Raw genomic sequence first — 11,816 nt, forward strand, 5'->3', positions numbered from 1 at the left:
GTGACACACTTTCCGTACCCGACGCGCTTCCGATCCCCCGCCGCCCCGCGGCGCCGGCACGCCGGGCTCCGGGTGCGGGGGCGGGGGCGGGGAGGACGGGTACGGGTCCGGGTCCGTCCCCGGGCCCGGGAAGAGGTCCGGGTCCGTCCCCGGGCCCGGGAAGAGGTCCGGGTCCGCCCGTGAGCCCCGGTAGGGGTCCGCGTCGGGGTCCGCTCCCGAGATCCGGTACGGGCCCGGGTCGGGGTCCGCTCCCGGGCCCCGGTCCGGATCCGCTCCCCGACCCCGGTACGGGTCCACGTCCGGGTCGGCTCCCGAGCCCCGGAACGGGTCCGTGTCCCGGCCCGCGCCCGGATCCGCGTACGGGTCCCGGTCAAGGCCCGTCCCCGGATCCGGGTACACGTCCCGGTCCCGAGCCGCCCCCTGGTCCGCGTACGGGTCCCGGTCCCGGTAGGGCATCGGGCGGGTGTCCAGGTCCAGGACCGCCGCCGCCGCGGGAGCCCGGTACGGATCCAGGTCCGGTTCCGTGCCCGCGTACGGGTCCGGGGTCCGGTCCGCACCGCGGCCCGGGAAGGGGTCCGGGTCCGGGTGAGGGACCGGTTCCGTGGTCGGGTCCATGGGTGCGGCCCAGGGGTCGCGTCCACCGGCCGGCCAGGCCACATCGCTCATCGCGCTCGCTCCACTGGTCCGTCCGGCTGCTTCGGGCACGGCACCCTAGCGGAGCTGCCGTCACGCTACAAAGCCGGGCGGCTACGGAACGTGGCGAACGGGTGAGACGGCTCTGCGGCCGCCCTGCGGCGGCCCGGAGGCGACGGCGGGCCGGCCGTCAGCCGGCGCCGCAGGCGGCCCGGAGGCCCTCGGTGGGACCCTGGCGCGCCCTCAGTACGCGAAGGCGCGAGCCGTGTTGGCCGCCAGTGCCGTCGCCATGGCGTCCTCGTCGATGCCGCGGACCGCGGCCATCGCCCGTACGGTCAGCGGAATGAGGTACGGCGCGTTGGGCCGGCCGCGGTACGGGGCCGGGGTGAGGTACGGGGCGTCCGTCTCCACGAGCACCAGCTCCAGCGGGGCCACCGCCAGGGCCTCGCGCAGCGGCGCCGCGTTCTTGAAGGTGACGGTCCCGGCGAAGGACATGTAGTAGCCGGCGGCGGCGCACTCCCGGGCCATCTCCGCGTCGCCGGAGTAGCAGTGGAAGACGGTCCGCTCGGGGGCGCCCTCCTCGCGCAGGACGCGCAGCACGTCCGCGTGCGCCTCGCGGTCGTGGATGACGAGGGCCTTGCCCTGCCGCTTGGCGATCTCGATGTGCGCGCGGAAGGAACGCTCCTGCGCGGCCATGCCCTCCGGGCCGGTCCGGAAGTAGTCGAGTCCGGTCTCGCCGACCGCCTTCACGTGCGCGAGGGCCGCCAGGGCCTCGATCTCGGCGAGCGCGTCGTCGAGCGCGGCCTCGCCGCCGCCCGTCCGGGCTCCCTGCCGTGACCATCCGTCGGGGTCCCCGTGGACGATCCGGGGGGCTTCGTTGGGGTGCAGGGCCACGGCCGCGTGGACGGATTCGTACGCGGCGGCGGTCTCGGCGGCCCAGCGGGAGCCCTTCACGTCGCAGCCCACCTGGACGACGGTGGTCACCCCGACGGAGGCGGCCTTGGCGAGGCCCTCCTCGACGGTGCCGGACTGCATGTCCAGGTGGGTGTGGGAGTCGGCGACCGCCACCCGGAGCGGTTCGGGCAGCGGGGGCGGCGCGTCGTTCGGCGTGCTACGGCTCATACGGCCGATCTTATGACCGGCGGAAGAGCCCCAGGAGCCGGGCCATCGGCCCCGGCCGTTCCACGTGGACCGGCCCGGGGGCGTCGTGCAGGTCGGCCTTGCGGGGCTTGGGGGGCCTCTCGGTGTACCCGGCGGGCACCGGACCGGCGATCCCGGGGGCGGCGCGGTGGTGGTAGAGCTGGTCGAGCATTCCGATGACCGACTTGACCTGGCCCTCCCGCATGATCCGCACCACGTGGCCGCCGCAGTTCATGCAGGTGGGGTTGGACAGGGGGGAGGGGACCCGCTCGCCGTCCGCCGTGTAGACGATGAACGGAAGGCCCCGGCCGTCGACGTGGTGCTCGATCTCGTATCCCTGCTCCCAGGCGTAGCCGCACTTCATGCACGCGAAGGAGTACGCCTCGTGCACGGTCGCCACGGCCGCGGGAGCGGGGTCCGCCGCCGGGACGGCCGGTGCGGCGACGGGCGAAGCGATGGGTCCGGCGACCGGTTGGGGTTCGGCGATCTCACTCATGCCAGCTCCTCTTGTTCCACTGCTGCCATTGCAAGTGGACGCCTCTTCGGGCGGGAGCGCACCAGGCCCTGTCCAGTGTTGGACGGTCCTTGGGCGAGTCATGCCCAAAGCGCCCCGTGCGCGGTCTGAGCTTTGCTTTTCAGGTTAGCTCTTTACCGACCGACGGCGACTTTTGTGCCGCGTTCTTTGCCGCGACGACCGCGTCGAACACCTCGCGCTTGGGTACCCCGGCCTCGGCCGCGACCGCCGCGATGGCCTCCTTGCGCCGCTCCCCCGCCTCCTCGCGCACCCGTACCCGGTTCACCAGCTCCTCGGCGTCCACATCGCCGGGGGCCGCGGCCGGGGCGCCCTCGACGACGACGGTGATCTCCCCGCGCACGCCTTCGGCGGCCCAGGCGGCCAGCTCGCCGAGCCCGCCGCGTTTGACCTCCTCGTAGGTCTTGGTCAGCTCGCGGCAGACGGCGGCCCGCCGGTCGGCGCCGAAGACCTCGGCCATCGCGGCCAGTGTGTCGTCGAGCCGGTGCGGGGCCTCGAAGTAGACGAGGGTGCGGCGTTCGGCGGCGAGCTCGCGGAGCTTGCCCAGGCGCTCGCCGGCCTTGCGCGGCAGGAAGCCCTCGAAGCAGAAGCGGTCGACCGGCAGGCCGGAGAGGGCGAGCGCGGTCAGGACGGCGGACGGCCCGGGGACGGCCGTGACCTTGATGTCCTTCTCCACGGCGGCGGCGACGAGCCGGTAGCCGGGGTCGGAGACCGAGGGCATGCCGGCGTCCGTCACCAGCAGGACGCGCTTGCCGGCCTCCAGGGCCTCGACCAGCTCGGGAGTGCGCGCGGACTCGTTGCCCTCGAAGTAGGAGACCACCCGCCCGGTGGTGTACACGCCGAGCCCCTGCGTCAGCCTGCGCAGCCGCCGGGTGTCCTCGGCGGCGATCACGTCGGCCCGCTCCAGCTCGGAGGCGAGCCGCGGCGGGGCGTCGGCGAGGTCGCCGATGGGGGTTCCGGCGAGGACGAGGACGCCCACCCCGTGCCCGTCTGCGGAGGAGGCCGTGGAGGGGGCCGGCGAGGGGGCTTCGGCGGAGCGGGGCTGGTCAGTGGTCACCGCCCCATCCTCTCAGCCGCCCCAACCGCCGCGCCCCACACTCCCGTCCCCCTGGGTCCGGCACAGGGTCGTTCCCTACGATGTGCCGGTGACCAGTACCGCGACGCCGCCGCCCAGCCCTGCGGGGGCCCCGCCCGCCACCGAGGCCGGGCCCGGCCCGGACCCCGCCGACCAGCCGTCCGCCTGGCTGCGCCGCCTGCGCGGCTTCGGCTACGTTCCGCCCGCCGGGGCGAAGCGGCAGTCGGACGTGCGCACCCGCCTGGTTCCCCCGTACGCACGGCCCTCCGCCCAGCTGTGGGCGCAGCTGGGCATCGGGCCGGCCGCGGCGGAGCGCTGGGAGCGGGTGCTGGCATGGGCCGGGCCGCTGCTGGTGGCGCTGGTCGCCGGCGTGCTGCGGTTCGCCCACCTGGGCACCCCGAAGGCGGTGATATTCGACGAGACGTACTACGCCAAGGACGCCTGGGCCACGGTCAAGCAGGGCTACGAGGCGAGCTGGCCCAAGGACATCGACAAGTCGATCCTCGCCAACCCCAACGGGGTCTCCCTCCCCCTGGACCCGGGCTACGTCGTGCACCCGCCGGTCGGCAAATGGGTGATCGGCCTGGGCGAGTGGATGTTCGGCTTCGACCCGTTCGGCTGGCGGTTCATGACCGCGCTGCTCGGCACCCTGTCCGTACTGATGCTGTGCCGCATCGGCCGGCGGCTGTTCCGTTCCACCTTCCTGGGCTGCCTGGCCGGCCTCCTGCTGGCGGTGGACGGCCTGCACCTGGTGATGAGCCGCACCGCCCTGCTCGACCTGGTCCTGATGTTCTTCGTGCTGGGCGCCTTCGGATCGCTGGTGATCGACCGGGACAAGGTGCGGGCCCGGCTCGCGGCGGCGCTCCCGGTGGACGAGGAGGGGCGGACCCGTCCGGACGCCCGGATCGCGGAGACGCTGAAGCTCGGCTGGCGCCCGTACCGGCTCCTGGCCGGGGTCTGCCTGGGCCTGGCCTTCGGCACGAAGTGGAACGGCCTGATCGTGCTGGCCTTCTTCGGCGTGCTGATGACCCTGTGGGACGTGGCCGCGCGCCGCACGGCGGGCGCGGGCACCCCGTACGCGGCGATGATGCGCCACGACAACGTGCCCGGTTTCCTCTCCCTCGTCCCCGTGGCCATCTCCGTCTACGTGGCCTCGTGGCTCGGCTGGATCCTCTCCCCCGACAACGGCAAGGGCGGCTACTTCCGCGACTGGGCCGCCAAGAACGACCAGCACAGCTCGCTGTCGTTCCTGCCGGAGTGGCTGCGGAGCCTGTGGCACTACGAGACGGAGGTCTACCGGTTCCACGTGGGCCTGACCTCGGGCCACACCTACGAGTCGAACCCGTGGAGCTGGCTGGTCCTGGGCCGTCCCGTCTCCTACTTCTACGAGTCCCCCGCACCCGGCACCGACGGCTGCCCGGCGACGGAGACCGCCAAGTGCGCCCGCGAGGTGCTGGCGCTCGGCACGCCGCTGCTGTGGTGGGCGGGCTGCTTCGCGCTGCTGTACGTGCTGTGGCGGTGGTTCTTCCGCCGCGACTGGCGGGCGGGCGCGATCGTGTGCGCGCTGGGCGCGGGCCTGCTGCCCTGGTTCAACTACCAGGAGCGGACCATCTTCTTCTTCTACGCGGTGGTCTTCGTCCCGTACCTGTGCCTGGCGGTGGCCATGATGATCGGCGCCCTCCTGGGCCCGGCCGGCTCCTCGGAACGCCGCCGCGCCCTGGGCGCGGTGGCGGCGGGCGTACTGGTGCTCCTGATCGTGTGGAACTTCATCTACTTCTGGCCCATCTACACGGGCCAGTCCATCCCGATGGATTCCTGGCAGAACCGGATGTGGCTGGACACCTGGGTTTAGGGGGGCCTGTGTGAGCCTGGTCAAGCTCCGGTAACAAACCCCGGGACCGTGCGTCCGTTCGACGTAAGGTCTGAACCACGGGCCCCTTGAACGTGTTCAGCACTCGGCGAGAGGGGCCGTGGTACCGGGGGACGGGGACAGGAATGAACGGGGCCGCGAAGGGGGCCATCATCGGCGGGGTGTTCCTCGCGATGGTGGGCGGAGCGGGATACGGGGTGTACGCGCTGGTGGGGGACGCCGGCGGGAGCGACACCCGGACTACGGGCGCGACCGGCACGGCCGCGCCCGGCAAGGGCAGCGGGCCGGTCAGCGACAAGGACGTCGCGGCGACCGCCAAGGCGTTCTTCGCCGCGTGGGCGGCCGGGGACGCCCGGGCGGGGGCCGATCTGACGAACAACCCGGGGGAGGCGCAGGGCGCCCTCGGCGATTTCACGGCCAGGGCCTACGTGTCCAAGGTCGCGATCACCCCCGGCACGCAGACCGGGACCACGGTGGCGTACTCCGTCGCGGCGGAGGTCACCTACGAGGGGGTCACCAAGCCCCTCGCCTACGAGTCGAAGCTGACCGTGGTCCGCGGCAACACCACCGGGCTGCCGCTCGTCGACTGGCAGCCCTCGGTGCTCCACCCGGAGCTCCAGAAGGGCGAGAAGCTGCGCGGCGGCGCCCCGGCCAGCCCGCCGGTCAAGGCGGTCGACCGCAAGGGCAGGGAGCTGACGGCCGAGAAGTACCCCTCGCTGCGCCCGGTGCTCGACAGCCTGCGCAAGACGTACGGGGAGCGCCAGGGCGGCAAGGCCGGCGCCGAGCTGTGGATCGAGCCGGCCGCCCAGGAGGCCCCCCGGCGGACCCTGTTGACGCTGATCGAGGGGAAGCCGGGCCAGATCGGGACCGTCCTGGACGCGGACGTCCAGGCGGCGGCCGAGAAGGCGGTCCTGAAGTTCCCGCAGGCCTCGGTGGTCGCCGTCCAGCCGAGCACCGGCAACGTCCTGGCCATCGCCGACCACCGCGCCGACGGCTTCCCCGCCTCCGTCAGCGGAGGCCGCGCACCCGGCTCCACGATGAAGATCGTGACCGGTGCGATGCTGCTGGACCGCGGTCTGGTGGCGGCGGACAAGGTCGCCGAGTGCCCCGCGGAGGTGCAGTGGGGAGGCCGGACCTTCACGAACCTGAAGGGCTTCAAGCTCGACGGCGAGACCTTCGCGACGAGCTTCGCCCAGTCCTGCAACACCGCCTTCATCAAGCAGATCAAGCCGGTCGACGACGACGACGCGCTCCCGAAGGAGGCCCGTGAGGTCTTCGGCATCGGCGAGGGCGTCGAGTGGAAGGTCGGCGTGCCCACCGTCGACGGGAAGGTCCCGGACGCGACCGGCCCGGCGGCGGCCGCCGCGTACATCGGCCAGGGCCAGATCCAGATGAACCCGCTGACGATGGCCTCGATCACGGCCACCGCCCGGACCGGGGTGTTCCGCCAGCCCGTCGTCGTCAAGGCATCGCTGGACGGCCGCACGCTCGCCAAGGCCACCCGGAAGATGAAGCCCTCGGTGGCGGCGCAGCTGGTGCGGATGATGAGGCTGACGGCCACCGGGGGCACGGCCCAGGGTGCGATGTCGGCGGTCCGCGGCTCCGACAAGGGTGCGAAGACCGGCTCGGCGGAGGTCGACGGGGCGCAGAACCCGGACAGCTGGTTCACCGGATTCAGCGGTGACGTGGCGGCCGCGGCGATGGTCGAGGGTGGCGGCCACGGCGGCGACGCGGCGGGCCCGATCGTGGCGGCCGTCCTGAACGCGGGCTGAGAACGCGGGCCGGGAACGCGGGCCGACGACACGGACCGACCGGGAGGGCCGGCCCCGGGGCGGGACCCCTCCGATGGCGTAGCCCGTGGTCTCCCGGACCAGGGCCGCGTCCGCCCGGGTCACGGCGCCCGCCCCGAGTTCGCGGCGCACCGCCTCCACGTCCACGCGGGAGGCCCCGTCCATGAGGACCAGGACGGGCACCCCGTCGGCCGCGAAGATCAGCGAGGGCACCGCCCTCGCGACGTCCTCGCGCCGGCCCCCGCTACAGCGCGGAGCGCAGGGCCCGGACCAGGGCCTGGGCGCGCGGGTCGGCGGTGACCGACTTGGCCAGGGCGTTGGTGACGTAGCCGAAGCCGATCCCCGCCTCCGGGTCCGCGAAGGCGAGCGAGCCGCCGCGGCCCGGGTGCCCGAAGGAGGCCGGGGACAGCAGCGGGGAGGCCGGGCCGTGCAGCATGTAGCCGGGGCCGAAGCGGGTGTTGACCACCAGGACGCGGTCCGGTCCGCAGGACAGCTCCCGGCCGGCGAGTGCGGTGGTGGCCGGGGTGAAGATCCGCGCCCCGTTCTCCACCACGCCGATGGTGGCCGCGTAGAAGCGGGCCAGGGCGCGGGCCGTGCCGATGCCCGCCGAGGCCGGCAGCTCGGCCGCCCGGTAGGCGGGGTCGTTCTCGTCGGGCAGCGGGTCGATGGCCGCGAAGGCGCGGCGGGTGAGGGAGTCCGGGTCGGCGTAGGCCTCGGAGACGTTGCGCCGCGGCCGGGTCCTGAGCAGGCCCGCGCCCTCCGGCGGATCCACGGGCGCCACGCGGCCCACGCGGTGGGCCTCGGTCTCCGGCAGGCCGATCCAGAAGTCGATGCCCAGCGGCTCCGCCATCTCCTCGGCCAGGATGGAGCCGAGCGAGCGGCCGGTCGCCCGCAGCACCAGCTCGGACAGCAGCCAGCTGAAGGTCTGGGCGTGGTAACCGTGTGCGGTGCCGGGCTCCCAGAAGGCCTGCTGGGCGGCGACCGCGCGCGGTCCGGTGACCCCGTCGGCAGCCTCGGACGCGGTCAGTCCGCGGTCCAGGGCCGGGACTCCGGCGCGGTGCGCGAGCAGGTCGCGCACCCGGGTCCGCTCCTTGCCGCCCGCCTTGAACTCCGGCCAGTACGAGCCCACCGGCGCGTCCAGGTCGAGCAGTCCGCGCTGCTGGAGCAGCAGCGGGACGGCGGCGGCCACGCCCTTGGTGGCGGAGCGGACGAGCTGCGCGGTGTCCTCGGTCCAGGGGTCCGTGCCGTCGGCGTCCTTGGTGCCGGCCCAGAGGTCCACGACCTTGCGCCCGTCGCGGTACACGGCCACCGCCGCGCCCCGGTCCCCGAGCACCTGGAAGTTGCGCACGAACGCGTCCCTGACGGGCTCGAAGCCCTCCGCCACCACACCCTTGATGTCCACGGGCAGTCCAACAACCTCCGACCGGCGGTTATGCCACCGCGCCGGGGGCCTGCCGGCCCCGGCTCAGCCGACGACGACCGACCGCGGGTCGAAGCCGAAGGGCAGCTCCAGCCGGTGCGCCCGCATCAGCTCCTCGTCGCACAGCACGTCCTGGGTCCTGCCGTCCGCCACGATGGTCCCCTCGCTGAGGATCACCGAGCGCGGGCAGAGCTCCAGCGCGTAGGGCAGGTCGTGCGTCACCATCAGCACGGTGACGTCCAGCGAGCGCAGGATGTCCGCGAGCTCGCGGCGCGAGGCCGGGTCCAGGTTGGAGGACGGCTCGTCCAGGACGAGGATCTCGGGCCGCATGGCCAGTACGGTCGCCACCGCGACCCGGCGGCGCTGCCCGAAGGAGAGGTGGTGCGGGGGCCGGTCCGCGAAGGCGGCCATCCCGACCTGCTCCAGGGCGCCGCGCACCCGCTCCTCCAGCTCGGCGCCGCGCAGTCCGGCGGCGGCCGGGCCGAAGGCCACGTCCTCGCGGACGGTCGGCATGAACAGCTGGTCGTCGGGGTCCTGGAAGACGATGCCGACCCGGCGGCGGATCTCGGCGAGGTTGCGCTTCTCGACGGGCAGCCCGGCCACGCTCACGGAGCCGACCCCGCCGGTCAGGATGCCGTTGAGGTGCAGCACCAGCGTGGTCTTGCCGGCTCCGTTGGGACCGAGCAGCGCCACCCGCTCCCCGCGCCCGACGGCGAGGTCGACCCCGAAGAGGGCCTGGTGGCCGTCGGGGTAGGCGTAGGCGAGGCCGGTGACTTCCAGCGAGGGCGGCGCGGGTACGTTCCCGGCATTCACGGGGTTCGCAGCGTTCACAGCGTTCACAGGGTCCATCCGATCAGACAGACGGCGAGCGCCGTCACCGGGAGGGCGGCCGCGTACGCCCACTGGGTGCGGGTGGCGGTCACCTCGTCGATCACCGGCATGGAGCCGGCGTAGCCGCGGCTGACCATCGCGAGGTAGACCCGCTCGCCGCGCTCGTAGGAGCGGATGAACAGGGCTCCGGCGGTCTTGGCGAGGACCCCCCAGTGCCGGATCCCGCGCGCCTCGAAGCCGCGGGAGCGCCGGGCGATGGACATCCGGCGCAACTCGTCGCTGATGACGTCGCCGTACCTGATCATGAAGGAGGCGATCTGGACGAGCAGCGGCGGCAGCTTGAGCCGCTGGAGGCCCAGCAGGAGGGCCCGCAGCTCGGTGGTGGAGGCCAGGAGTACGGACGCGGCCACGCCGAGGGTGCCCTTGGCCAGGACGTTCCAGGCGCCCCAGAGGCCGGAGACGCTGAGCGAGATCTCGAGGCCCCCGACATGCAGACTCACCTGCTCGCCCTGGGCCACGAAGGGCATCAGGACGGCGAAGGCGACGAAGGGCACCTCGATCAGGAGCCGGCGCAGCAGGAAGCCGGCCGGGATCCGGGCCACGGCCGCGGCCGCCGCGATGAGGAGGGCGTACAGGCCGAAGGCCCACACCGCCTCGCGCGGTGTGGACACGACGACGATCACGAAGCCGAAGGTCGCGGCGAGCTTGCAGTGCGGCGGCAGCTCGTGGACCGGTGAGTTCCCGGGCCGGTAGAGCTTGTGGGCGTGGCCCGCTCCCATGTCAGGCGGCCGGTACGGCCGCGGAGGCGGCCGTCAGGTCGGCGGTGCGGCGGCGGCGGACGGTCCAGAACACGCCGGTGCCGACGACGACGGTCGCACCCACGCCGATGACTCCGGCGAGGCCGCCGGAGAGGCGGGCGTCGGAGACGTCCTTGACGCCGTAGTCGGCGAGCGGGGAGTCGGCGGCCGCGTGCTCGGTGACCTTCTGGTCGATGCCGTTGTCGGCGGCGACCTTCTCCAGTCCGTCGGGGCTGGAGGAGGCGTAGAAGGAGACGATGCCGGCCAGGGCCAGCGCGGCGACCAGGCCGGTGATCCACACGGGCTTCGTGGAGCGGGCCGCGGCGGGCACGGCGGCCGGGGCGGCGGGGGCGTCGACCAGCTCGCCGCCGACGCGCAGCTTCAGCGGGGCGGACAGGCCGCGGGCGCCGTGGACGAGGTCGGGGCGGACGGCGATCACCGCGCCGACGGTCGCGGCGGTGATGAGGGCCTCGCCGATGCCGATGAGGACGTGGACTCCGACCATGGCCCCGAACACCTTGGCCAGCGGGACGTCGGTGGTGCCGCCGAGGGCGAAGAGGAGGGTGAAGAAGGCGGCCGCGGCGGGCACGGAGAGCAGGGCTCCGGCGAAGGCGGCGACGGTGACGGAGCGGCGGGTGCCGGGCAGCAGCTTGACCAGTCCGCGGAAGACGGCGTAGGCGACGACCACGGTGACGACGCCCATGGTGACGATGTTCACGCCGAGGGCGGTCAGGCCGCCGTCGGCGAACAGGAGGCCCTGCATGAGCAGGACCACGGACACGCACAGCACGCCCGTATAGGGGCCGACGAGGATCGCGGCGAGCGCACCGCCCAGCAGGTGGCCGCTTGTTCCGGCGGCCACGGGGAAGTTGAGCATCTGTACGGCGAAGATGAAGGCGGCCACGAGGCCGGCGAGCGGCGCCGTGCGCTCGTCGAGCTCCCGGCGGGCGCCACGGAGGCTGACCGCCACGGCTCCGGCGGCGGCGACACCTGCGGCAATGGAGACGGGGGCATCGATGAAGCCGTCGGGCACATGCATGGTTCTGCTCCGCTTCCTGCGGTCCGTTGAGCTGACAAAGTCTTTAACCGTTCAAGAATAGGGCCTTCTTGCGAACGCTTGGCAAGAGCGGTGGCGTCACAAATAGCTCCGTGCGGTTTCGTGGGAATGTGCGAGGCTGGGGTCAATACGGACGTAAATGTTCCGATTCGAGGAGTCTTGTCGATGTCAGCCGCCGCCGAGAATCCATCCGCAGGCGCCACCGCGACCCGGGCCGCGACCGCCACGGCACCCTTCGTCGAGGAACGGGTGCGCGCCCGAGTGATCACCGACGACCCCCTCTACCGGGCCATCCCGGTCTGCCTGCGTTTCGTCCCCGCCGAGCCGCTGGCCGTACGGATCGTCTTCCCCGCCGACCTCTCCCCCGAGGGCACCGACAACGAGTGGGTCTTCCCCCGCGCCCTCCTGGAGGCCGGGCTCCAGGCCCCGACCGGGACCGGTGACGTACGCGTCTGGCCCTGCGGGCGCGTCCAGGCCGTCGTCGAGTTCCACTCACCGGAGGGCGTCGCGGTGGTGCAGTTCGACATCGCCGCCCTGCGCCGCTTCCTGCGCCGTACGTACGCGCCCGCGCCCGCGGCCACCCGTTAGGCCCAGCCGGCCCCGCCCGAATTCGGACGGCGCGGGCCGGACGCCCCGGGAACGCGCAACGGCCCCGCACCTTTCGGTGCGGG

The 11,816-nt window shown here is 73.5% G+C and carries 10 protein-coding genes and 2 pseudogenes; 3 read left to right on the forward strand and 9 right to left on the reverse strand.

Translation table 11 applies throughout. The features are described 5' to 3' along the window. From ABZY57_RS29895 to rsmI, 4 genes and pseudogenes are all read right to left on the reverse strand, one after another. Positions 1–666: pseudogene (locus tag ABZY57_RS29895) on the reverse strand (hypothetical protein); the annotation flags it as partial. 210 nt (positions 667–876) lie between these two features. Further along, on the reverse strand, positions 877–1,755 hold the full coding sequence (locus tag ABZY57_RS29900) for a TatD family hydrolase (protein WP_356517208.1): 879 nt from the start codon (positions 1,753–1,755) through the stop codon (positions 877–879). Between the two features lie 10 nt (positions 1,756–1,765). Beyond that, positions 1,766–2,137, reverse strand: a complete 372-nt coding sequence (locus ABZY57_RS29905; protein ID WP_356517221.1) for a hypothetical protein — start codon at positions 2,135–2,137, stop codon at positions 1,766–1,768. Between the two features lie 271 nt (positions 2,138–2,408). After that, entirely contained in the window at positions 2,409–3,284 is an 876-nt protein-coding gene (rsmI, locus tag ABZY57_RS29910) for a 16S rRNA (cytidine(1402)-2'-O)-methyltransferase (RefSeq protein ID WP_356517223.1), read from the reverse strand. Positions 3,285–3,549: 265 nt separating this feature from the next. Here rsmI and ABZY57_RS29915 point away from each other — a divergent pair, with 265 nt between their 5' ends. After that, positions 3,550–5,232 carry a phospholipid carrier-dependent glycosyltransferase gene (locus ABZY57_RS29915; protein ID WP_356517225.1) on the forward strand — a complete coding sequence of 561 codons (1,683 nt, stop codon included), beginning with the start codon at positions 3,550–3,552 and terminating at the stop codon, positions 5,230–5,232. A gap of 143 nt (positions 5,233–5,375) precedes the next feature. Next, positions 5,376–7,022 carry a penicillin-binding transpeptidase domain-containing protein gene (locus ABZY57_RS29920; RefSeq protein WP_356517210.1) on the forward strand — a complete coding sequence of 549 codons (1,647 nt, stop codon included), beginning with the start codon at positions 5,376–5,378 and terminating at the stop codon, positions 7,020–7,022. A 36-nt stretch (positions 7,023–7,058) separates the two neighbouring features. Here the strand turns inward: ABZY57_RS29920 and ABZY57_RS29925 are convergent. The 5 genes and pseudogenes from ABZY57_RS29925 to ABZY57_RS29945 all read right to left on the reverse strand — a co-directional run. Further along, positions 7,059–7,268: pseudogene (locus ABZY57_RS29925) on the reverse strand (YbaK/EbsC family protein); the annotation flags it as partial. Positions 7,269–7,284: 16 nt separating this feature from the next. Further along, positions 7,285–8,442, reverse strand: a complete 1,158-nt coding sequence (locus ABZY57_RS29930; protein ID WP_356517212.1) for a serine hydrolase domain-containing protein — start codon at positions 8,440–8,442, stop codon at positions 7,285–7,287. Positions 8,443–8,505: 63 nt separating this feature from the next. Further along, positions 8,506–9,309, reverse strand: a complete 804-nt coding sequence (locus ABZY57_RS29935; protein ID WP_356517214.1) for an ABC transporter ATP-binding protein — start codon at positions 9,307–9,309, stop codon at positions 8,506–8,508. Beyond that, complete coding sequence (gene cbiQ, locus ABZY57_RS29940; RefSeq protein ID WP_356517215.1) at positions 9,297–10,070, reverse strand: cobalt ECF transporter T component CbiQ; 774 nt, start codon at positions 10,068–10,070, stop codon at positions 9,297–9,299. Before cbiQ ends, ABZY57_RS29935 begins: the two co-directional genes overlap by 13 nt. Position 10,071: 1 nt before the next feature. Continuing rightward, positions 10,072–11,127, reverse strand: coding sequence for an energy-coupling factor ABC transporter permease (locus ABZY57_RS29945; protein WP_356517217.1), 1,056 nt, complete (start codon positions 11,125–11,127; stop codon positions 10,072–10,074). A gap of 183 nt (positions 11,128–11,310) precedes the next feature. On the opposite strand from ABZY57_RS29945, the gene ABZY57_RS29950 reads away from it, so the two are divergent. Then, on the forward strand, positions 11,311–11,733 hold the full coding sequence (locus ABZY57_RS29950; RefSeq protein ID WP_356517219.1) for an SsgA family sporulation/cell division regulator: 423 nt from the start codon (positions 11,311–11,313) through the stop codon (positions 11,731–11,733). Positions 11,734–11,816 lie beyond the last annotated feature (83 nt).

It is taken from the genome of Streptomyces sp. NPDC006450, assembly GCF_040612195.1.
Lineage (GTDB): Bacteria > Actinomycetota > Actinomycetes > Streptomycetales > Streptomycetaceae > Streptomyces.